We start from the raw sequence: 21,410 nt of genomic DNA on the forward strand, positions 1-21,410 counted from the left end.
GGGCCGCGCATGACTGTGCCGGCCGGACGTGAGGCGACGCTGCTTGCGTTCGACTACGGAGAGAAACGCATCGGCGTCGCGGTCGGCAATTCGCTGACGCGCCGCGCGCGGCCGCTCGTCGTGGTGCAGAACCGCAGCAAGGAGTATCGCTTCGAAGCACTCGGCAAGCTGATCGCCGAATGGAAGCCCGATGCGCTGGTGGTCGGCTTGCCGATGCACCCCGACGGCACGCCGCACGAACGCACGCAACTCGCGAAGCGCTTCGGCAACCAGTTGAACGGCCGCTTCAATCTGCCGGTCACGTGGGTCGACGAGCGCTACTCGTCGGTCGAGGCCGAGGCGGAAATCCGCGCCGGCAACGCCCGCGCCGACATGCTCGATGCCGAAGCCGCGAGCATCATCCTCCAGCAATATCTTGACGGACTTTCCGACGATCATGAGTTCCATTGACGCCGAAGCGCTGTATCGCGCGTTGCTCGACCAGATTCGCGCGGCGTACGGCGACCATCTCGCCGCCACGCAAGACGGTGCCGAAGCGGCGGTACTGGCCGGTATCCATAGCGGCGGCGCGTGGATCGCCGGGCGGCTCGCGCGTGACCTGAAGCTGGCGAGCTTCGGCGTGGTGAACGTCGCGCTGCATCGCGACGACTACGCGAAGAAAGGGCTGCACGCGCAGGCGAGCCCGACCTCGCTGCCGTTCGCGGTCGACGGCCGCCGCATCGTGTTGGTCGATGACGTGCTGTACACGGGCCGCACGATTCGCGCGGCGGTGAACGAGCTGTATGACTATGGCCGGCCGGCATCGGTCGAACTCGCGGTGCTCGCCGATCGGGGCGGACGCGAGTTGCCGGTGGCGGCGCGCTTCGTCGGTGGCGTGGTCGACGTACCCGCCGACGCGACGCTCGTACTGGCCCGTGAAGACGACGGCGCCGGCGGCCAGCGGTTTTCTTTTCACACTGAGGCACGCGTCGATTGAAACGCGCGTGAGCGGCGTGTCGACGCGACCTCGATCACGTCGAAGCCCGTATTTGACGCAGGTACATCATGAACACGGCCACCCAGGCTCCGCAAGATTCCTCCGCCAGCGCATCCGAGCGCTTCCGCTACGGCTTCCTGAAGGGCAACCCGCAGCTCACGAAGAACGGCGAGCTCAAACATCTGCTGTCGATCGAGGGGCTGCCGAAGGCCATCGTCAATCACATTCTCGAGACCGCCGACCAGTTCGTCAGCGTGACCGATCGGGAAGTGAAGAAGGTGCCGCTGTTGCGCGGCAAGTCGGTGTTCAACCTGTTCTTCGAGAACTCGACGCGCACGCGCACCACGTTCGAGATCGCGGCCACGCGGCTGTCGGCCGACGTGCTGAACCTGAACATCAACGCGTCGTCGACGAGCAAGGGCGAATCGCTGCTCGACACGATCAACAACCTGTCGGCGATGCACGCGGATCTGTTCGTCGTGCGTCATGCGTCGAGCGGCGCGCCGTTCCTGATCGCGCAGCACTGCGCGCCGCACGTGCACGTGATCAACGCCGGCGACGGCCGTCACGCGCACCCGACGCAGGGTCTGCTCGACATGTACACGATCCGCCACTACAAGAAGGACTTCACCGGGCTGCGCGTGGCGATCGTCGGCGACATCCTGCATTCGCGCGTCGCGCGCTCGGACATTCATGCGCTGACCACGCTCGGCGTGCCCGAGGTGCGTGCGATCGGGCCGCGCACGCTGCTGCCGGGCGGCCTCGAACAGATGGGCGTGCGCGTGTTCCACAACCTCGACGAAGGCCTGAAGGACGTCGACGTGATCATCATGCTGCGCCTGCAGAACGAACGCATGAGCGGCGCGCTGCTGCCGTCGTCGCAGGAGTACTTCAAGAGCTGGGGGCTGACGCCCGAGCGTCTCGCGCTCGCCGCCCCCGATGCGATCGTGATGCACCCCGGCCCGATGAATCGCGGTGTCGAGATCGACTCGCAGGTCGCGGACGGCCCGCAATCGGTGATCCTGAATCAGGTCACGTTCGGTATCGCGGTGCGCATGGCGGTGATGGGGATCGTCGCGGGCAACAACGACTAAGCAACGACTGATCAGGAAGCCGAACATAGGCTGAACCGCAGGTTTAACAAAGGCAGCGCATGAAGATTCATATTCAAGGCGGCACGCTGATCGATCCGGCAGCGGGCACCGAACAGCAGCAGGACGTCTTTATCGAGGCGGGCAAGATCGCCGCCCTCGGCAACGCGCCGGCCGGCTTTCAGGCCGAGCGCACGATCGACGCACGCGGCCTCTTTATCGCGCCGGGTCTCGTCGATCTATGCGCGCGTTTGCGCGAACCGGGCTACGAGCACAAGGCGACGCTCGGCTCCGAAATGGCCGCGGCGCTCGCGGGCGGCGTGACGAGTCTCGTGTGTCCGCCGGACACCGATCCGATGCTCGACGAACCGGGCCTCGTCGAGATGCTGAAGTTCCGCGCGCGCAACCTGAACAAGGCGCACGTGCATCCGCTCGGCGCGCTGACGGTCGGTCTCAAAGGGCAGGTCATCACCGAGATGGTCCAGCTGACCGAGGCGGGCTGTGTCGGCTTTTCGCAGGCCGATACGCCGATCGTCGACACCCAGGTGTTGATGCGCGCGCTGCAATACGCGAAGACTTATGGCTTCACTGTCTGGCTGCGTCCCGTCGATGCGTACCTCAGCAAGGGCGGCGTCGCCGCGAGCGGCGCGCTGGCGTCGCGGCTCGGGCTGTCGGGCGTGCCGGTGGCGGCCGAAACGATCGCGCTGCATACGATCTTCGAACTCGTGCGCGTGACCGGCGCGCGCGTGCACGTTTCGCATGTGTCGTCGGCGGCGGGCGTCGCGCTCATGCGCGAGGCGAAGGGCGAGGGGCTGCCGGTGTCGTGCGACGTCACCGTAAACCACGTGCATCTGATCGACCTCGACATCGGTTATTTCGACGCGCAGTTCCGGCTCGATCCGCCGCTGCGTCAGCAACGCGACCGCGAAGCGATCCGCGCGGGCCTCGTCGACGGCACGATCGACGCGATCTGCTCGGCGCACACGCCGGTCGACGACGACGAAAAACTGCTGCCGTTCGCCGAAGCGACGCCGGGCGCAACCGGCCTCGAGCTGTTCCTGTCGCTGACGGTGAAGTGGGCCGACGAAGCGGGCGTGCCGCTCGCGAGCGCGCTCAATCGCATCACGGCGGCGCCGGCGCAGGTGCTCGGCCTCGAAGCGGCTGGCCGCATCGCGCCCGGCGCGGTGGCCGACCTCTGTGTGTTCGACCGTCACGCTCACTGGCGCGTCGAGCCGCGTGCGCTGAAAAGCCAGGGGCACAACACGCCGTTCCTCGGCTACGAGCTGCCGGCGCGGGTGCGCGCGACCGTGGTGTCCGGTCAGCTCGCGTACGAACAGCGCTGAACGGTATCGTTTCGGTCTAGTCAAGGAAAGCTCCGGCCATGAAGCTCGCGTTACGCAAGGTCCGTCTGATCACGCATCTGCTGCACGGCATGTGGACCGTCGCGACGCGCTTTCCGAACGCGAGCGCCGAGCGGCGTCACGCGCTCAACCGCGCGTGGTCGCTGAAGATGCTGCGTCTGTGCGGCATGCGCCTCGTCGTGCATAACGACGCGGTGCGGCTCGATCGTGGCGCGCTCGTCGTCGCCAATCACATCTCGTGGATCGACATCTACGTGATCAATGCGTGGCGGCCTACGCCGTTCGTGTCGAAGGCGGAGATCCGTCAATGGCCGGTGGTCGGCTGGCTCGCGCAGCAGCTCGACACCGTGTTCATTCAGCGCGACAAGCGCAGCGACGCGAAGCGGATCATGCACGAACTCGCCGCTCGGCTCAGCGCGGGCGAGCTGATGTGCGTGTTCCCCGAAGGCACGACGTCGAATGGCCTCGCGTTGCTGCCGTTTCACGCGAACATGTTCCAGGCCGCGGTGTCGGCCGGCGTGCCGGTGCAGCCGCTGTGCATCATGTACGAGGACGCGCAGGGCCGGCAGTCGACGGCACCGGCGTATATCGACGATCTGTCGTTGTCCGATTCGCTCGACATGCTGTTGCGCGGCGCTCCGCTGACCGCCCACGTGTATGTCGGCGCACCGCTCGCGCCGGACGCGGACCGGCGTGCGCTCGCGGCGCGAGCGCAGCACGTGGTGGCGGGCGCGCTGCGGGAGATGCAGGCTGGCAACGCGGTGGCGGGGACGGTCGCGGAAGAGGGCGAGGTTGCGGCTGCTGCGTCGTCGAGTGACGCTGCTGCGTCGCCGGAAACGTTGATCGAGCCAGTCGATCAGCCGCGCCGCTCGGCCTGAGCGGCGGCGCTGCCGCACAGCGCCGTTTTCGGTTTAATTTCCGCCGCGCTGCACGCCGCACGAATCGCAATCGACCTGCGTCAACGTCCGCTCGGCCGGATCTCGCGCGAGCCGTACCGCCGATAGCTTCGCTCCCCACACGCAACCCGAGTCGAGGCCGATCAGGTTGTCGCGCAACACCAGGCCGAGCGCGGCCCAATGACCGAACACGACGGTCACGTCGGCGGTCTTGCGCGACGGCACGTCGAACCACGGCATGCAGCCGCTCGGCGTGCAGGCGAGCGTGCCGCTGCTGCTGAAATCCATCACGCCATCGGCGTTGCAAAAGCGCATGCGCGTCAACGCGCTGCACGTGACACGCAGCCGCTCGATACCCTTCAGGCCAGGCGTCCAGCGATTCGGCTCGTTGCCGTACAAGCCGGCAAGCGTCTCTTTCCAGTTCGGCGCGCGCAGCGCGCGTTGCAACTCGTCGGCGAGTTCGAGCGTCAGCGTCGCATCCCATTGCGGCAGCACGCCCGCATGCACCATCAGCATGCCGTTGTCGAAATGCGCGAGCGGCCGATGGCGTATCCACTCGATCAGGTCGGCGGCGTCGGGCGCGGCGAGGATGTCTTCGATGGTGTCGCCTTTCTTCGACTTGCGAATCCCCGCCGACACCGACAGCAGATGCAGATCGTGATTGCCGAGCACTGGCACCGCGCGTTCGCCGAGCGCGATCACGTCGCGCAACGTGTCGAGCGAATCGGGGCCGCGGTTGATCAGATCGCCGGCGAACCACAGCGGCGTGCCGTCCGGCGGCGCGGCTTTGGCGAGCAGTTGCTGAAACGGTCCGCGGCAACCTTGCAGATCGCCGAAAGCAAGAGGGACGAGCGGAGCGGACGTGCAGGAAGCGTTGAAGGGTGTCATCGAGGAAATCAAAAACGATTCGGTACGCGCGGTGTTGCACGACGCGTGCCACGCTGGGCAGCCCAGCAAGCTAGCGTGACATAATAGCCCGTTTGGGGTTCGGATATCGCGCGGTCACGTCGCGGGACGCGGCTGGAACGTCGGCGCGACTCGGCAAGGCGGCACCCACGCATCGACCGCGCGCGCTATTCCTATACAACAACAGGATGACTCTCTCGTGAACGAAGCCAGCATGTCGTCTACCGCGGCGAAGCAATCATTTCGCACGCTCGTCACCGGTGCGAGCGGTTTTACCGGCCGCTATCTGGTCGAGAAGCTGACCGGGCGAGGCCATACCGTGATCGAAGCGGTGTCCGGCCGCGACGAGCCCGATACGCCGACACGCGTCAAACTCGACATCACGTCGCCGGATGCATGCCGGCGCGTGCTCGATACCGTGCGTCCCGATTACATTGTGCATCTGGCCGCAATCAGCTTCGTGGGTCACAACGATCCGCTCGACTTCTATCGCGTCAACGTGGTCGGCACGCAGAATCTGATCGAAGCCTGCGCAGCGATCGGCCATGTGCCGCGCAAGCTGCTGATCGCGAGCAGCGCGAACGTGTACGGCAACGTCAGCAGCGCCGCGATCGACGAGAGCTTCCCGCTCACGCCGGTCAATCACTACGCGGCCAGCAAGGCGGCCATGGAAGCGCTGGTGCGCACATGGTTCGACCGCCTGCCGATCCTGATCGTGCGGCCGTTCAACTACACTGGCCGCGGCCAGGCCGTCAACTTCCTCGTGCCGAAGATCGTCAGCCACTTCGCGCGGCGCGCGGCGTCGATCGAACTCGGCAATATCGACATCGCGCGCGACTTCTCGGACGTGCGTTATGTGGCGAGCGCGTACGAGGCGCTGCTCGACGCCGACGTCGCCGCCGAAATCGTCAACGTCTGCACCGGCACACCGTATTCGTTGCGTCAAATCCTCACGACCGCGAGTGAACTCACCGGTCACGACATCGAAGTCCAGGTCAATCCTGCCTTTGTCCGGCAAACGGACGTCAGGATGCTCGCCGGCTCGCCCGCCAGATTGCGCGCGCTGGTGCCGGCGGTCGAATCGATTCCGTTCATCGATACGCTGCGCTGGATGCTCGCGGCCTGAGCCCCGTCGCACACGACGCGGCGCGCATCATGAAAAGCATCAAAATGCGCGTAACCGCACCGAAAAATCGCATTTGATGGGATAACGGCAACGAATTCTGTCAAGCTGTTTCAAGTTGTTAGGGTTCTAGTTTTTGCACTGGGCGGCTTTATAATTGGGGCTTCCTAAAATTGGCGTTTAAGTGTCCACGCTCCGGGCGGGCACGACAGGCGGCTACAGAAACGGACACCACCATGCGGGGTGAGGCAGGCTGCAAGCTCTTGGCTGCCTGTCACTAACATCGACAAGGGAATTACATGATCCTGGTAACGGGCGGTGCCGGCTTTATCGGCGCCAATTTCGTGCTCGACTGGCTGAATGCGTCGGATGAAGCGGTGCTCAACGTAGACAAGCTGACCTACGCGGGCAACCTGGGCACGCTGAAGTCGCTACAGGGCAATTCCAAACACATTTTCGCGCGCGTCGACATTTGCGATCGCGCCGCGCTCGACGCGCTATTGGCCGAACACAAGCCGCGCGCCGTGCTGCATTTCGCGGCCGAGAGCCATGTGGATCGCTCGATTCACGGTCCGGCCGATTTCGTGCAAACCAACGTGGTCGGCACCTTCACGCTGCTCGAAGCGACGCGCAGCTACTGGAACACGCTGGGCGAAGCGGAGCGCGCCGCGTTCCGCTTCCTGCACGTGTCGACCGACGAAGTGTTCGGCTCGCTGTCCGCTACCGATCCGCAATTCTCCGAAACCACGCCGTACGCGCCGAATAGCCCCTATTCGGCGACCAAGGCCGGCTCGGATCACCTCGTGCGCGCCTATCATCACACGTACGGCCTGCCGGTGCTGACCACCAATTGCTCGAACAACTATGGCCCGTACCAGTTCCCCGAGAAGCTGATCCCGCTGATGATCGCCAATGCGCTCGGCGGCAAGCCGCTGCCGGTGTATGGCGATGGGCAGAACGTACGCGACTGGCTGTACGTCGGCGACCATTGCAGCGCGATCCGTGAAGTGCTCGCGCGCGGCACGCCGGGCGAGACGTACAACGTCGGCGGCTGGAACGAGAAGAAGAATCTCGAGGTCGTGCACACGCTGTGCGACCTGCTCGACCAGCAACGTCCGAAGGCGGCCGGCTCGTATCGCGACCAGATCACCTATGTGACGGATCGTCCGGGTCACGATCGCCGTTACGCAATCGACGCCCGCAAGCTCGAGCGCGAACTCGGCTGGAAGCCGGCGGAAACGTTCGAGACGGGCCTCGCCAAAACGGTCCAGTGGTATCTCGACAACCATCAATGGGTCGACGAAGTCGCTTCGGGCGAATACCGGAAGTGGGTCGAGACCAACTACGCGCAGCGCGCGTAAAGGCACGGCAATGGCGCGCAAAGGCATTATTCTCGCGGGTGGTTCGGGCACCCGCCTGTATCCGATCACGCACGTCGTCTCCAAGCAGCTGCTGCCGGTGTACGACAAGCCGATGATCTACTACCCGCTGTCCACGCTGATGGTGGCGGGTATTCGCGACGTGCTGATCATCTCCACGCCGCAGGACACACCGCGCTTCGAGGCGATGCTCGGCGACGGCAGCCAGTGGGGCATGAACATCCAGTACGCGGTGCAGCCGTCGCCGGATGGGCTCGCGCAGGCGTTCATCATCGGCCGCAAGTTCGTGAACAACGATCCGTCGGCGTTGATTCTCGGCGACAATATTTTCTACGGCCACGATCTCGCGAAGCAACTCGAGCGCGCCGACGATCAAACCGACGGCGCGACCGTGTTTGCCTATCACGTGCAGGACCCGGAGCGCTACGGCGTGGTCGAATTCGACCAGCAGTTCCGCGCGTTGTCGATCGAGGAAAAGCCCGCGAAGCCGCGTTCGAACTACGCGGTCACCGGTCTGTACTTCTACGACAAGCAGGTCTGCGACATCGCCGCCGACATCAAGCCGTCGCCGCGCGGCGAGCTCGAAATCACCGACGTGAACTCGCGCTACCTCGCGAACGCGGCGCTGAACGTCGAGATCATGGGCCGCGGTTATGCGTGGCTCGACACCGGCACGCACGATTCGCTGATCGAAGCCGCGACCTTCATCGCGACGCTGCAAAAGCGCCAGGGTCTGGTGGTCGCGTGTCCGGAAGAGATCGCGTACCGGCGTCAGTGGATCGACGGCGAGCAGCTGCTCGCGCTCGCCAAGCCGCTCGCGAAGAATGCCTACGGGCAATACCTGCAAAACATTCTCACGGATCACGTCGCATGGCCATCCAGGTAACCGCTACCGCGCTGCCCGAAGTCAAGATCATCGAGCCGAAGGTGTTCGGCGATGCGCGCGGCTTCTTCTTCGAAAGCTTCAACGCGCTCGAATTCGCCGAGAAGGTCGAGGCGGGCGTCGAGTTCGTGCAAGACAATCACTCGCGTTCGGCGAGAGGCGTGCTGCGCGGTCTGCACTATCAGATCCAGCACGCGCAGGGCAAACTCGTGCGCGTGGTCGAGGGTGAAGTGTTCGACGTCGCCGTCGACATCCGCAAGCGCTCGCCGAACTTCGGCAAGTGGGTCGGCGTGACGCTGTCGGTCGAGAACCATCGGCAACTGTGGGTGCCGCCCGGTTTCGCGCACGGCTTCGTCGTGCTGTCGGAATCCGCGCAGTTCCTCTACAAGACCACGGATTATTGGTTTCCCGAGCACGAGCGCAGCATCGCGTGGAACGATCCGGCGATCGGTATCGAATGGCCGATCGACTTCGAGCCGTTGCTCGCGGCCAAGGATGCGGCGGGCAAGCGTCTCGCCGACGCCGAAGTCTACGCATAAGGGGATCGCATGAGCGCACGTGAAGCGAAACCGACGATTCTCGTTACCGGCGTAAATGGCCAGGTCGGTTATGAACTCGCGCGCACGCTGCAAGGGCTCGGCAACGTGGTCGCGGTCGACCGCTCGCGGCTCGATCTATCGAACCTCGATCAGATTCGCTCGGTGGTGCGCGACGTGCGTCCCGCGCTGATCGTCAATCCGGCCGCTTATACCGCGGTCGACAAGGCCGAAGAAGAGCGCGATCTCGCGATGCGGATCAACGGCGAAGCGCCTGGCGTGCTCGCCGAGGAAGCGAAAAAGCTCGGCGCCGCGCTGATCCACTATTCGACCGACTACGTGTTCAACGGCACGAAGGAAGGCGCGTACGTCGAAGACGATCCGACCGATCCGCAGAACGTCTACGGCCGCAGCAAACTCGCGGGCGAGCAGGCGATCGCGGCGAGCGGCGCGAACCACCTCGTATTGCGCACGAGCTGGGTGTACGGCACGCGCGGCAAGAACTTTCTGCTGACGATGCTGCGGCTCGGCGCCGATCGTCCCGAGTTGAAGGTGGTGGCCGACCAGTTCGGCGCGCCCACCTGGTGCAACACGATCGCGACGCTGAGCGCGCATCTGTGCGCCCAGTCCTTCGCCGCCGAAGACGGCGCGAAGTGGTGGAGCGAGCGCTCGGGCATCTATCACCTGTGCGCGGGCGACTCGACGTCGTGGCACGGCTTCGCGTCGGCGATCTTCGAACTCGCGGATTTGCCGAACAAGCCGACCACGCTGCCGATTCCCGCCGCGGATTACCCGACGCCCGCGAAGCGCCCAGCCAATTCCAGAATGTCGAACGACAAGCTGGCGCGCGTGTTCGGGCTCGCCGCGCCGCATTGGCGCGACGCGCTGAAGCTGTGTCTGACGAACGGTTTTCCGAAGTCGCCGGCGGTGCGCGCCTGATTCGCGGATTCGACGCGGGGGCGCGAGCGCCGCTGTGGCAAACGAAACACAATCGGACGATCGTTCCCTGACAATGATGAAAGGGGGCAGCGGTAGAATGTTGCTCGACTGAAGGGCGCGCTGGGCGCGGATTCGACGGTCTATGCGCAGAAGATTGCAAACGTGTGCGTCAACCGTGCGCAAGCCAATATGGCCACGTAATAAATACGGTATCGAGAGGGAGCTGTGAGTTTGTTACCGATCATTCTGTGCGGCGGAGCGGGATCGCGGCTGTGGCCGGTTTCGCGCGAATCCCACCCGAAGCCGTTCATCCGTCTCGCGGACGGCGAAAGCCTACTGCAGAAAGCCTTCCTGCGCGCCGTCGCGTTGCCCGACGTGAAGGAAGTGCTCACGGTAACGAACCGTGAGCTGTTTTTCAAGACCGAAGACGATTTCCGCGAGGTGAACGGCAAGCACATCGCGATCTCGTTCATTCTGGAACCGTTCGGCCGCAACACGGCCGCGGCGGTCGCCACGGCGGCCTTGCATATCGCGAAGGTGCATGGCGAAGACACGGTGATGCTGGTGCTCGCCGCCGATCATTTGATCGCCGATCAAACCGCCTTCGCCGCAGCGGTCGCGCGTGGGCAGACGCTGGCGCAGGCCGGCAAGGTGGTGACCTTCGGCATGCATCCGGACACGCCCGAAACCGGCTACGGCTATATCGAAGCCGATGGCGAGCGGGTCGTGCGCTTCGTCGAGAAGCCGTCGCTGGAGAAGGCCCGCGAGTATCTGGCGTCGGGCAAGTTCGTGTGGAACTCGGGCATGTTCTGCTTCACCGCGGGCACGATCCTGAAGGAGATGCGCGAGCACTGTCCGGACATTCTCGATGCCGCGGCCGAATGCATGGACAAGTCGCCGTCCGCCGAAGGCGAGAGCGGCGCGCAGGTGCGTCTCGAGCCGGGCTGCTTCGGCGCGGTGCCGGAGCTGTCGTTCGACTACGCGGTGATGGAGAAGTGCGAGCACGCGGCGGTCGTGTGCTGCGACCTCGGCTGGACCGACGTCGGGTCGTGGACCGCGCTGTCCGACCTGTCGCCGGCCGATGCGAGCGGCAACCGCGTCGAAGGCGAGGCGCTGCTGGTCGACGTGAAGAACTCATATCTGCGCAGCGGCGGGCGCCTGATCGGCGCGATCGGCGTCGATGACCTGATCGTGATCGATACGCCCGACGCGCTGCTGGTCGCGCACCGGGACCGCGCGCAGGATGTGAAGCAGATTTTCGCGGAACTGAAGTCGCGCGGGCACGAGACGTACAAGGTGCATCGCACCGTGCACCGGCCGTGGGGCACCTACTCGGTGCTCGAAGAGGGGCCGCGCTTCAAGATCAAGCGCATCGAGGTGAAGCCGGGCGCGAGCCTGAGCCTGCAGATGCATCATCACCGCAACGAGCATTGGGTCGTGGTGAGCGGCATGGCGAAGGTCGTCAACGGCGAGAAGGAATTCTTCGTGTCGACCAACGAATCGACCTACATCCCGGCGGGTCACAAACATCGCCTTGAAAATCCGGGCGTCGTCGAGCTCGTGATGATCGAAGTGCAAAGCGGCGAATATCTGGGCGAAGACGATATCGTTCGCTTCGAAGACATTTACGGACGTACTTGAGATGGATATCAGTTTTACCAACGACTCGGAAGACCTGACACGTCACAACGAGCACGACGATCTGCTGGTCGGCATGAAGGCGGTGCGGGTCTGGGGCACGCTCGGCTGGCACGACATCCGGCAGCGTTATCGCCGCTCGGTGCTCGGGCCGTTCTGGTTCACGCTGAGCACGATCATCATGGTGGTCGTGCTCGGCGCGTTGTATTCGACGCTGCTGCACCAGGAACTCTCCGACTACCTGCCGTATCTCGCGGTGGGTCTCGTCGTGTGGGCGTATCTGGCGTCGGTCGCCAACGAAGGCTGCATGGCCTTCATCGGCTCGGCGTATCTGATCAAGCAGATCAGGCTGCCACTGACGGTCCACGTTTGCCGCATCGCGTGGCGCAACTTCGTGATCCTGCTGCATAGCCTGCCGGTCGTGGTCGTGCTGCTGATCGTGTTCGGTCACTGGCCGGGCTGGGAAATCGTGCTGGTGCCGTTCGCGCTCGTGATCCTGCTGATGCACGGCGTGTGGCTCGGCGTCACGCTCGGCGTGCTGTGCGCACGCTTTCGCGACATTCCGCCGATCGTCACGAACCTGATCCAGGTCGTGTTCTTCTTCACGCCGGTCATGTGGTCGCCGGAAATCCTGAAGGACCGCGCGTGGGTCGCCGATTACAACCCGCTGTATCACCTGATCGAAACGGTGCGCGCGCCGCTCACCGGCCGCCCGACCTACTGGGAGTCGTGGGCGTGGTCGATTGGTCTCCTGATCGTCGGTTTTGCGTTCGCGCAGTTCCTGATGAAGCGTTTCCGTAATCGCGTTCCTTACTGGCTTTGATATTGTGAGTTCTTCATCGATTGTCGCTCGTAACATCTCCGTCGAATTTCCGATTTACGAGAACTCGCATCGCTCGCTGAAAAAGGCGGTGCTCAATCTGACGACGGGCGGCCGGATCGGCCAGGACGCGGGTCGCCATGCGATCGTCCGCGCGATCGACGACCTGAGCTTCACCTTCGGCGAAGGCGAGCGCATCGGCCTGATCGGCCACAACGGCTCGGGCAAGACGACGCTGTTGCGCACGCTGTCGGGCGTCTATGCGCCGGTGCGAGGTGAGCTGAAGGTGCAGGGCAAGATCGCCTCGCTGCTCGACGTATCGATGGGCCTCGACCCCGACGCAACCGGCTTCGAGAACATCTATCTGCGCGGCATTCTCGATGGGCTGAAGCCCGCGCGCATCCGCAGCAAGATCGACGAGATCGCCGACTTCAGCGAACTGGGCGACTACCTGAATCTGCCGGTGCGCACCTATTCGAGCGGGATGATGCTGCGCCTCGCGTTCGCGATCTCGACGAGCGTCGAAGCCGACATCCTGATCATGGACGAATGGCTGAGCGTCGGCGACGCCGAGTTCAGCGTGAAGGCGGCCGAGCGTCTGGAAGGTCTCGTCGGCAAGGCGGCGCTGCTGGTGGTGGCGTCGCACGATCCGTCGCTGGTCGCGCGCGTGTGCAACCGCAAGATCTCGATGGAGCACGGCAAGATGGTCGCCGACGAACCCGTGTTGCCGCCGGAAAAAACCGACGAGCCGCTCATCAGCCACGTCGCGCAGTTGCCGCACTGAGCACGCGGGCGCGGCGCCCGCGCCAGTCCCGCAGTTCAGCAACACCCTCGGGGCAGGCCCCGAGGCGTAATAAGGTTCGAATTCGATGCGAGCTAATCACCCATTTCTGCGCTACTCCGAATCCCTGCTCGTGCGTCAGCCGTTTCGCACGCTGAAGGGTTTCGCGGGCGGCTATATCGCGTATCCGATCGCGGAGAACGCCGAAAAACGCAACGTGCGCCCGAAAATCCGCGAACTGCGCGAGCACTATGCGCTGCCGGTGCCGCATCGCCGCCGCATTGCGCTCGAACGGCTGGTCGCCACGCTCGAATTCGCCGGCGCGAAGGTGCCTTACTATCGCGATCTGTTCCAGGCGAAGCAGTTCGATCCCGCCAGGGTCAAGGACGACCCGCGCTACCTGCAAGAACTGCCGTATCTGACCAAGGACATCATCCGCGAGCAGGGGCCGCGTCTGTTGTCGGGGCCGCTCGTGGCGGGCAAGCACCACGCCTGCAAGACCGGCGGCTCGACCGGCCTTTCGACGACGATCTACTACGACCAGCAAGGCGCCGATTATTCGTCGGCGGTCACCAACTATTGCCGCGAGCGTATCGGCAAGCTGCGCCATCGCTCGGAGTTGCACTTTGCATGCCGTTTCCCGGATCAGGCCGTGCCCGAGTGGCCATCGCGCGAGGACTTCAAATGCTTCGCGATGAATCGCAGCAATGTCTTCTTCGACCGCATCGACGATCAGGGTCTCGAGGAAATGTGGCGCACGCTGAAGCGTCGCCGTCCGTATCTCGCGCACTCGCATCCATCGACGATGTACGCGCTCGCCTGCTACGTCGAGCGCAAGTACGGCGGCGGCAACGCGTTCCAGGTGTTCGAGTCGAGCGGCGAGCTGCTCGAGCCGCATGCGCGCGAGATGATCGCGAAGGCGTTGCGCTGCCGCGTGATCGACCGCTACGGTCTCGCCGAGCTCGGTGTGATGGCCTACGAGCTCGACGGTCACGAAGGCGGCTTCCAGATCCTCGAATCGGAAGGCTGGCCGGAAAGCCGCGTCGCGCCGGACAACCCCGACGGCGCGCATGAGCTCGTGTTCACCGGTTTCCGCAACCGGCTGATGCCGTTGATCCGCTACACGACCGGCGACCTCGCGCGCGTGCGGGAGACGGACAAGGGCTTCTTCCTGACCGACGTGGTCGGCCGGATTCACGACGTCGTGCCGATCAACGGCGTCGCGCATCCGACGCACCACATCCAGGACATGCTCGATCACCGCGTTGGCGGCATCCAGGAATTTCAGATCGATTTGCGCACCGCGCCGCCCACTTTGCGCATCGTGCTCGAACCGCACGCGAACGCGGAGGACACGACCGCGAAGCTGCGCCACTTCTGGCAGGATGCGTTCACGATCGCCTACGTCGGTCACGACGATTTCGTACGCGTGGGCAGTCGCGCCAAATTCCGTCACGTGGTGAGCGCATGATCGGCGTCGCGTTTCCCGACGCCCGAGCCGACGCCGGCCAATACGTGCTGGCGGCGCTGCGGCGCTCGGTCAGCGTGACCCAGGCGCAGGCGATCACGCGCAATATGCTGCACGAGATCGCGCCCGACGTCGTGGTCGCCGTCGACGCGCCCGACGCGTGGAGCGCCGACCTGATCGCGTTCGTGAATGCACGGCCGCGCAAGCTGATCGTGTTCGGCCATATGCCGATCGCGCTCGCGGACTATCTGCGTTATCGGCCCGCGGCCTTGCCGCCCGAACTTGCAGCGGCGAGCCGCAGCGCATCGGCGCCTTCCGGCGAGTCGCGCGAAAGCGCGGCGGCGGTGCGCTACGGCGCGCTCGCGCAGACGCTCGGCGGCGCGGCATGGCATCGCCCGTTCGAGCGCTTCGATTTCACCGACGAATGGAACAACCTCGGCTACGGCGCGATTCGCGCCGACGGCTCGATTTGGGCGCTCTCGGAAGCGCCCGACGTACCTGCCGAAGCGGAACTGGCCTCGGTCGTCGTGAACGGCGATCGGCAGTTCGCGTACGCGGCGCTGTGGGATGCCGGCGCATCGGGCGTGCTGTGGTTCAACCGGCCGGTCGGCCCGTGCGATTCGTTCGAATGGCGCCTCGTCGAGCAGTTCCTGTGCGGCTACCGGGGCGATGCGCTGCCGTGTCAGCCGGTGCTGAGCGAACTGCCGTGGGGCTACGACGCGGCGATCACGTCGCGGCTCGATTGCGACGAGGACGTCGAATCGGCGCGTCCGCTATGGCACGCGTATCAGCGGCTCGGCGTGCCGTTCACGCTCGCGGTGCATACGCACAACCTGCAGCGCGGCGGCCAGCACGACATCCTGCGCGAGCTGCTCGCCGACCGGCAGCAGGGCGCGGTGCTGTCGCACACGGCGACGCACTCGCCGAACTGGGGCGGCAGCTACGACACCGCGCTCGCGGAAGGCGCGCAATCGGCCGAACTGCTCGAACACGCGACCGGCGTGCCGGTGCGCTACGCGGTGTCGCCGTTTCACCAGTCGCCGCCGTACGCGATGCTCGGCCTGATCGACGCGGGCTACGCGGGCTGCATCGGCGGCATCATCCGCAACGATCCCGAGTTTCTGAGTGCGCGCGGCGGCGCGTTGGCGGGACTGCCGGCGGGTTTCGTCGGCCATAGTCAGCAGTGCATGCTGCACGGCGACTGCATGCTGAAAGAGGGCGACCCGCTCGCGATCTTCAAGCAGGCCTTCGACACCGCGTACGCGACCAACACGCTGTTCGGCTATCTCGACCATCCGTTCTCCGAGCGCTACGCGTACGGCTGGTCCGGCGAGGCGGCGCGCATCGACGCGCACGAACGGTTCATCGCCTACATGCGCGGCAAGGCGCAACGGCCGCTGTTCCTGCACGAGGAAGCCGCGCTCGATTTCCTGCGCTTCCGGTCGTTCGCGCGGATCGTCGAACACGACGGCGCATTCAGCGTCGTCACGCCATATGCCGACACGACGCCGCTCGCGCTCGGCGTCGAGTTCCGGGGCGCTCATACCAAGGTCGAGGCGGGGAAAGCACTGCAATGAAAGTCATGGTGGTGATGGGCACGCGGCCCGAGGTGATCAAGCTCGCACCGCTCGTGCGAGCGCTGCGCAGCGAGTTCGACACGATCGTCTGCGCGAGCGGACAGCACAAGGACATGGCTGCGCAGGCGCTCGAATTCTTCGGCATCGAACCGGACATCACGCTCGAAACGATGCACCCTGGCCAATCGCTGAATGCGCTCGCGTCGCGCCTGATCGCCGCGCTCGACCGCGCGCTCGACGAAACGCGTCCAGACTGGGTGATCGTGCAGGGCGACACGACGACCGCGTTCTGCGCGGGCTTCGCGGCGTTCCAACGCGGCATTCGCGTCGGTCACGTCGAGGCGGGGCTGCGCACCGGCGATCTCACGAGTCCGTTTCCCGAGGAAGCGAACCGCAGCCTGCTCGGTCGCATCGCGACGCTGCATTTCGCGCCGACCTCGCGCGCGCGTGACAGCCTGCTTGCTGAAGGGGTCGCGGCGGAGAAGATCGTCGTAACCGGCAACACGGTCGTCGATGCGATCGGCGAAGTGCGCGCGAGCTGGAACGTCACGCCTGCGGCGAGTCCGCTGCCCGCATGGCACGGCGCGCAGCAGCAGCACGTGCTGGTCACGTGCCATCGCCGCGAGAATTTCGGCGACGTGCTGCAGGACATTTGCCGCGTGCTGCGCGATCTATGTCAGCGCTATAGCGACTACCGCTGGGTGTTCCCCGTGCACCTGAACCCGGCCGTCCGCGAGCCCGTGCATCGCGAGCTCGATGGCATCCCGAACCTCGCGCTGATCGAGCCGGTCGACTATCCGACGAGCCTTTATCTGATTAGCGGCAGCGCCGTCGTGGTCAGCGATTCGGGCGGCATCCAGGAAGAAGCGCCGACCTTCGGCGTGCCGGTCGTCGTGATGCGCAATCACACCGAGCGTCGCGAAGGCGTCGACGCCGGCTTCGCGACGCTCGCGGGCCAGAGCGCCGCGAGCATCGAAAGCGCGGTGATCGGCTGGCTCGACGATCCCGCGCGGCGCGCCGCGCTGCGCGATCGCGCCAATCCGTATGGCGACGGGCTGGCGTCGCGGCGCATCGTCGACAGCTTGCGCGGCCGACCGGTCGAGGTGTTCGTTGGTTGACGGCGTGAACCCCGTGCTTGCCCCGCAAGACTGCGTGCTCTTTTCGACCGCCGACTGGGACGAGCCGTACTGGACCAACAAGCAGCACACGGCGAGCATCCTCGCCGCGCGCGGCTGGCGGATTCTGTATGTGGAAAGCGTCGGATTCCGCTCGCCGAAAGTGGCCAGCGGCCGCGACTGGTCGCGACTGTGGCGGCGCCTGTGGCGCGGCGTGCAGTCGCTCGTGCTCGGGCCGCCGCGCCGCGCCGACAACATCTGGGTGCTGTCGCCGCTGATGGTGCCGGCGGGGCATCATCTGCCGTTCGTGCGCTCGCTGAACCAGGCGATGCTGCGCTTTTCGGTGAACCGCTTCGCGAGGTCGCATCGCTACGACGAGCCGGTCGTGTGGACGTACCACCCGTACATGCTCGATGCGATCGCGACGTTGCCGCGCGGGCCGCTCGTCTACCACTGCGTGGACGATATCGCGGCGATTCCGGGCGTCGACGTCGATGCGTTCCGCAACGCGCAACGCGACCTGCTCGGCCGCTGCGAGGCGGTGTTTACGACCGCGCAATCGCTGAAGGACGTGTGCCTGCCGTTCAATCCCAATACGCATTTCTTCGGCAACGTCGTCGATGAAGCGCACTTCGGCGCAGCGCGCGCGGACGGCCCGTTGCCCGCCGAGCTCGCCGCGATCGACGAGCCGCGGCTCGTGTATCACGGCGTGCTGTCGGACTTCAAGGTCGACCTGCCGCTGCTGCTGCAAACCGCGCAGGCGCGGCCGCGCTGGCAATGGGTGATCATCGGCGAGGAGCGCGAAGGACAGCGCAGCGACCTGCTCGCGCAGCTCAAGCGTCTGCCGAATGTGCATCTGCTCGGCTACCGGCCGTATCGCGTGCTGCCGCAGTATCTGCGCGGCATGCGGGTCGGCGTGCTGCCGACGTTGATCAACGAGTACACGCACTCGATGTTTCCGATGAAGTTCTACGAATATCTCGCGGCCGGTCTGCCGGTCGTATCGACGCCGCTCGATTTCGCGAAAGAGCCGCGCGCCGGGCTCGAAGTGGGCGGCGATGCCGACACGTTCATCACGGGGATCGAAAGGCAACTGGCACGCGGCAAGCTGAGCGCGGAAGAAGCGCGCGCGGCGGTTGGCGAAAATACGTGGGAGGCACGGCTCGACAAGATGCTGGCCATCACGTTCCACTGCCGCCAGGCGGACGGCAGCAGCGCGCAGCAGCACGGCGCGGAGGTGCGCACGTGAGGGTCGTTCATGTGTATCGCACGTACTTTCCCGACCCGCCTGGCGGCCTGCAGGAAGCGATCCGCCAGATTGCGCTATCGACGCGCGAGCGCGGCGTCGAACCGCGCATCCTGACCCTGTCGCCGTGCCCGACGCCGACCGTCGTCGAACGTCCCGAAGGGCAGGTGGTGCGCGAGAAATCGTGGGCGGCGCCGGCATCGTGCGATCTCGGCGGTCCGTGCGCGGTGATGAAGTATCGCGAGATGGCCGACTGGGCCGACGTCGTGCACTTCCATTTTCCGTGGCCGTTCGCCGATGTATTGCACCTGCTCGGACGCACGAACAAGCCGACGGTAATGACGTATCACTCCGACATCGTGCGGCAGAAGCTGCTCGGCGCCGTCTATGGACCGCTGATGCGGCGCACGCTGCGCAGCATGTCCGCCGTGGTCGCGACGTCGCCGGCCTATGCGCGGACCAGCGAGGCGCTCGCCGCCTGCGTGTCGAAGGAGCGGCTGAAGACGATTCCGCTGGGCATCATCGACTATCGCGACGAGCCGCAGCCGCTCGACGCGCAGCGCAAGCTCGAGAGCCGGCTCGGTCTGGCGCCAGGCGAGCCTTATTTTCTGGCGCTCGGCGTGTTGCGCTACTACAAGGGGCTGCACACGCTCGTCGAGGCAGCCCGGCATGTGCGGGCGAAAATCGTCATCGCGGGCTCGGGACCGGAGCGCGAGCGGCTCGCCGCATTGGCGCGGGAGCATGGCGCGAGCAACGTCGTGTTTGCCGGGCAGGTCACGCATGACGAAAAGGTCGCGCTGCTCAAGGGCTGTCGCGCGATGGTGCTGCCCTCGCATTTGCGCTCCGAAGCGTTCGGGATGGTGCTGGTCGAAGCAGCGATGTTCGGCAAGCCGATGGTGTGCTGCGAGGTGGGGTCCGGGACTTCGTTCGTGAACGAGGATGGGGTGACGGGGTTTGTCGTGCCGCCCGAGGCGCCCGAACCGCTGGTCGCCGCGATCAACCGGCTGGCGCTCGATGAAGCGCTTGCGCGCGGTATGGGGGCGGCGGCGCGGGAACGGTATGAGCGGTTGTTTTCGGGGCCGGCGTTGGGAAGCGCATATAAATCGCTGTATGAACAGGTATTGTGTTCGTGAGTCGTTATTTCCTCGGTCCATTTCGCCCATACACTCGCGAGAAATCGGTAATATCTGCGCAAATTAGACGGGCACACTGCCTTCCACACTCTTTTCTGCCTTGCGGCGGCTCACTGAATGAGTAGCAAACCCCTCGTTGTCGACCTTGATGGAACACTCATTCGCTCGGACGTCCTGATTGAATGCGGGTTTGCTTTCACCAGATCTGCACCGCATCGGTTCTACGAGCCGTTTCTCTGGTTCCTGCGCGAGGGCAAAGCCGGACTCAAGGCCCGGTTGGCCGAAGCGACCGATATCGACGTCACCGTCCTGCCGTACGACGCCACGGTCATCGAGTGGCTGAAGGAGGAGCGGGCCGCCGGGCGTTCGCTCGTGCTCGCGACTGCTAGCCATGAACGCTACGCGAATGCGATTGCCGATCATCTTGGGCTCTTCGACAAAACGTTCGCCACGCATAGCGATATCAATCTGTCCGCGCATCGTAAGCGCGACAGGCTCGTGGCGGAGTTCGGCGAGCAAGGCTTCGACTATGCAGGCAATTCGCACGACGATGTCGCGGTCTGGGCCGCCGCTGAGCGTGCCTATGTCATCAATCCGTCCAGCGGCGTAGAGCGCGCGGCGCGCAAGCAGGGCAACGTCGAGCGCGTCATCGGCCAACGGTCCGCGTGGCCGAAGACGTGGGCAAAGTCGTTGCGACTGCATCAGTGGCTGAAAAATCTGCTGATCTTCGTGCCGCTGCTCGCGGCGCATCAACTGTCGGACGCCGCGCTGGTCATTTCCGCGCTGCTCGCTTTTTTTGCCTTTGGTATCTGTGCATCGAGCGTCTACCTGTTGAACGACCTGCTCGATCTCGAGGACGACCGGCATCATCCGACCAAGCGCAAACGCCCGCTTGCTTCGGGCGCGTTGCCGCTGGTTTGGGGCGCGGCGCTCTTTCCGGTTCTGCTGGTCGCGGGTGGTGCGATCGCGTGGCTCTGTCTGCCTCATAAATTCGCCCTGGTTTTGCTCGGCTATTACGTACTCACGCTGGCCTATTCTTTCCATCTGAAGCGGCGAGTCATGATGGACGTGGTCGTGCTGGCCTTGCTCTATACGACCCGGATCATCGCCGGAAGCGCAGCGATCGACGCGCGGCTCACCTTCTGGCTGCTGGCGTTTTCGATGTTCATTTTTCTCAGCCTTGCGCTCGTCAAGCGGTATGCGGAACTGCACGCGTTGAAGGAGCGCGGCCTCGCCAAGTCACGCGGCCGCGGCTATGTGGCGAGCGATCTGCCGTTGATTTCGTCGCTCGGCGCGGCCTCGGGCTATCTTTCCGTGCTGGTTCTCGCGCTTTATATCCAGGATGGCAATACCACGAGCCTCTATCGGCATCCGCAGTACATCTGGCTGGCCTGTCCTCTGCTGCTTTATTGGGTGAGCCGCACATGGATCATCGCGCATCGCGGCTCCATGCATGACGACCCGATCGTATTCGCGGCCAAAGATCGGAGCAGCTGGCTGATCATGGCACTATGCGGCGCCGTGTTCTGGATGGCGACCTAG

The 21,410-nt window shown here is 64.9% G+C and carries 20 protein-coding genes; 19 read left to right on the forward strand and 1 reads right to left on the reverse strand.

The window, feature by feature from the left end; translation table 11 throughout:
- Positions 1–9 precede the first annotated feature (9 nt).
- From ruvX to F6X42_RS28185, 5 genes are all read left to right on the forward strand, one after another.
- The gene (ruvX, locus tag F6X42_RS28165; RefSeq protein WP_187637328.1) at positions 10–450 is read left to right on the forward strand and encodes a Holliday junction resolvase RuvX; all 441 of its coding nucleotides are present in this window, start codon (positions 10–12) and stop codon (positions 448–450) included.
- Entirely contained in the window at positions 437–976 is a 540-nt protein-coding gene (gene pyrR / locus F6X42_RS28170; RefSeq protein WP_187637329.1) for a bifunctional pyr operon transcriptional regulator/uracil phosphoribosyltransferase PyrR, read from the forward strand. The genes ruvX and pyrR overlap by 14 nt, the downstream gene beginning before the upstream one ends.
- A 68-nt stretch (positions 977–1,044) precedes the next feature.
- Complete coding sequence (locus tag F6X42_RS28175) at positions 1,045–2,070, forward strand: aspartate carbamoyltransferase catalytic subunit (RefSeq protein ID WP_187637330.1); 1,026 nt, start codon at positions 1,045–1,047, stop codon at positions 2,068–2,070.
- Between the two features lie 59 nt (positions 2,071–2,129).
- Complete coding sequence (locus F6X42_RS28180; protein ID WP_187637331.1) at positions 2,130–3,410, forward strand: dihydroorotase; 1,281 nt, start codon at positions 2,130–2,132, stop codon at positions 3,408–3,410.
- Positions 3,411–3,448: 38 nt separating this feature from the next.
- Entirely contained in the window at positions 3,449–4,306 is an 858-nt protein-coding gene (locus F6X42_RS28185) for a lysophospholipid acyltransferase family protein (RefSeq protein WP_187637332.1), read from the forward strand.
- Between the two features lie 33 nt (positions 4,307–4,339).
- On the opposite strand, the gene F6X42_RS28190 is transcribed toward F6X42_RS28185, so the two are convergent.
- On the reverse strand, positions 4,340–5,212 hold the full coding sequence (locus tag F6X42_RS28190) for a symmetrical bis(5'-nucleosyl)-tetraphosphatase (RefSeq protein ID WP_187637333.1): 873 nt from the start codon (positions 5,210–5,212) through the stop codon (positions 4,340–4,342).
- Positions 5,213–5,444: 232 nt separating this feature from the next.
- Between F6X42_RS28190 and F6X42_RS28195 the strand changes: the two genes are divergently transcribed.
- From F6X42_RS28195 to F6X42_RS28260, 14 genes are all read left to right on the forward strand, one after another.
- On the forward strand, positions 5,445–6,356 hold the full coding sequence (locus F6X42_RS28195) for a GDP-mannose 4,6-dehydratase (protein ID WP_187637334.1): 912 nt from the start codon (positions 5,445–5,447) through the stop codon (positions 6,354–6,356).
- A gap of 296 nt (positions 6,357–6,652) precedes the next feature.
- Positions 6,653–7,714, forward strand: coding sequence for a dTDP-glucose 4,6-dehydratase (rfbB, locus tag F6X42_RS28200; protein ID WP_187637335.1), 1,062 nt, complete (start codon positions 6,653–6,655; stop codon positions 7,712–7,714).
- A 10-nt stretch (positions 7,715–7,724) separates the two neighbouring features.
- Positions 7,725–8,618: a glucose-1-phosphate thymidylyltransferase RfbA gene (gene rfbA / locus F6X42_RS28205; protein WP_187637336.1), complete on the forward strand. Its 894-nt coding sequence runs from the start codon at positions 7,725–7,727 to the stop codon at positions 8,616–8,618.
- Complete coding sequence (gene rfbC, locus F6X42_RS28210; protein ID WP_187637337.1) at positions 8,603–9,154, forward strand: dTDP-4-dehydrorhamnose 3,5-epimerase; 552 nt, start codon at positions 8,603–8,605, stop codon at positions 9,152–9,154. Before rfbA ends, rfbC begins: the two co-directional genes overlap by 16 nt.
- Before the next feature lie 9 nt (positions 9,155–9,163).
- Positions 9,164–10,090, forward strand: a complete 927-nt coding sequence (gene rfbD, locus F6X42_RS28215) for a dTDP-4-dehydrorhamnose reductase (RefSeq protein ID WP_187637338.1) — start codon at positions 9,164–9,166, stop codon at positions 10,088–10,090.
- Between the two features lie 225 nt (positions 10,091–10,315).
- A complete protein-coding gene (locus F6X42_RS28220; protein WP_187637339.1) occupies positions 10,316–11,731 on the forward strand; it encodes a mannose-1-phosphate guanylyltransferase/mannose-6-phosphate isomerase in 1,416 nt (471 codons plus the stop codon).
- A gap of 1 nt (position 11,732) precedes the next feature.
- A complete protein-coding gene (locus F6X42_RS28225; protein WP_187637340.1) occupies positions 11,733–12,551 on the forward strand; it encodes an ABC transporter permease in 819 nt (272 codons plus the stop codon).
- A gap of 4 nt (positions 12,552–12,555) precedes the next feature.
- Complete coding sequence (locus tag F6X42_RS28230) at positions 12,556–13,332, forward strand: ABC transporter ATP-binding protein (protein ID WP_187637341.1); 777 nt, start codon at positions 12,556–12,558, stop codon at positions 13,330–13,332.
- A gap of 85 nt (positions 13,333–13,417) precedes the next feature.
- Positions 13,418–14,800 carry a phenylacetate--CoA ligase family protein gene (locus F6X42_RS28235; protein WP_187637342.1) on the forward strand — a complete coding sequence of 461 codons (1,383 nt, stop codon included), beginning with the start codon at positions 13,418–13,420 and terminating at the stop codon, positions 14,798–14,800.
- The gene (locus F6X42_RS28240) at positions 14,797–16,374 is read left to right on the forward strand and encodes a polysaccharide deacetylase family protein (protein WP_187637343.1); all 1,578 of its coding nucleotides are present in this window, start codon (positions 14,797–14,799) and stop codon (positions 16,372–16,374) included. The genes F6X42_RS28235 and F6X42_RS28240 overlap by 4 nt, the downstream gene beginning before the upstream one ends.
- Positions 16,371–17,492: a non-hydrolyzing UDP-N-acetylglucosamine 2-epimerase gene (gene wecB, locus F6X42_RS28245; protein WP_187637344.1), complete on the forward strand. Its 1,122-nt coding sequence runs from the start codon at positions 16,371–16,373 to the stop codon at positions 17,490–17,492. Before F6X42_RS28240 ends, wecB begins: the two co-directional genes overlap by 4 nt.
- Positions 17,485–18,738 carry a glycosyltransferase gene (locus tag F6X42_RS28250; protein WP_187637345.1) on the forward strand — a complete coding sequence of 418 codons (1,254 nt, stop codon included), beginning with the start codon at positions 17,485–17,487 and terminating at the stop codon, positions 18,736–18,738. The genes wecB and F6X42_RS28250 overlap by 8 nt, the downstream gene beginning before the upstream one ends.
- Complete coding sequence (locus tag F6X42_RS28255) at positions 18,735–19,868, forward strand: glycosyltransferase (protein WP_187637346.1); 1,134 nt, start codon at positions 18,735–18,737, stop codon at positions 19,866–19,868. The genes F6X42_RS28250 and F6X42_RS28255 overlap by 4 nt, the downstream gene beginning before the upstream one ends.
- 117 nt (positions 19,869–19,985) lie before the next feature.
- Positions 19,986–21,410: a UbiA family prenyltransferase gene (locus tag F6X42_RS28260; protein ID WP_187637347.1), complete on the forward strand. Its 1,425-nt coding sequence runs from the start codon at positions 19,986–19,988 to the stop codon at positions 21,408–21,410.

This window comes from Paraburkholderia podalyriae (assembly GCF_014397785.1).
Lineage (GTDB): Bacteria > Pseudomonadota > Gammaproteobacteria > Burkholderiales > Burkholderiaceae > Paraburkholderia > Paraburkholderia podalyriae.

Coding starts and splice junctions, on each gene's coding strand:
- F6X42_RS28190 (WP_187637333.1), bottom strand. CDS start 5,212: ATGACACCCTTCAACGCTTCCTGCACGTCCGCTCCGCTCGTCCCTCTT.
- F6X42_RS28225 (WP_187637340.1), top strand. CDS start 11,733: ATGGATATCAGTTTTACCAACGACTCGGAAGACCTGACACGTCACAAC.
- rfbC (WP_187637337.1), top strand. CDS start 8,603: ATGGCCATCCAGGTAACCGCTACCGCGCTGCCCGAAGTCAAGATCATC.
- F6X42_RS28185 (WP_187637332.1), top strand. CDS start 3,449: ATGAAGCTCGCGTTACGCAAGGTCCGTCTGATCACGCATCTGCTGCAC.
- rfbB (WP_187637335.1), top strand. CDS start 6,653: ATGATCCTGGTAACGGGCGGTGCCGGCTTTATCGGCGCCAATTTCGTG.
- wecB (WP_187637344.1), top strand. CDS start 16,371: ATGAAAGTCATGGTGGTGATGGGCACGCGGCCCGAGGTGATCAAGCTC.
- rfbA (WP_187637336.1), top strand. CDS start 7,725: ATGGCGCGCAAAGGCATTATTCTCGCGGGTGGTTCGGGCACCCGCCTG.
- F6X42_RS28235 (WP_187637342.1), top strand. CDS start 13,418: ATGCGAGCTAATCACCCATTTCTGCGCTACTCCGAATCCCTGCTCGTG.
- F6X42_RS28175 (WP_187637330.1), top strand. CDS start 1,045: ATGAACACGGCCACCCAGGCTCCGCAAGATTCCTCCGCCAGCGCATCC.
- ruvX (WP_187637328.1), top strand. CDS start 10: ATGACTGTGCCGGCCGGACGTGAGGCGACGCTGCTTGCGTTCGACTAC.
- F6X42_RS28240 (WP_187637343.1), top strand. CDS start 14,797: ATGATCGGCGTCGCGTTTCCCGACGCCCGAGCCGACGCCGGCCAATAC.
- F6X42_RS28195 (WP_187637334.1), top strand. CDS start 5,445: ATGTCGTCTACCGCGGCGAAGCAATCATTTCGCACGCTCGTCACCGGT.
- pyrR (WP_187637329.1), top strand. CDS start 437: ATGAGTTCCATTGACGCCGAAGCGCTGTATCGCGCGTTGCTCGACCAG.
- rfbD (WP_187637338.1), top strand. CDS start 9,164: ATGAGCGCACGTGAAGCGAAACCGACGATTCTCGTTACCGGCGTAAAT.
- F6X42_RS28260 (WP_187637347.1), top strand. CDS start 19,986: ATGAGTAGCAAACCCCTCGTTGTCGACCTTGATGGAACACTCATTCGC.
- F6X42_RS28180 (WP_187637331.1), top strand. CDS start 2,130: ATGAAGATTCATATTCAAGGCGGCACGCTGATCGATCCGGCAGCGGGC.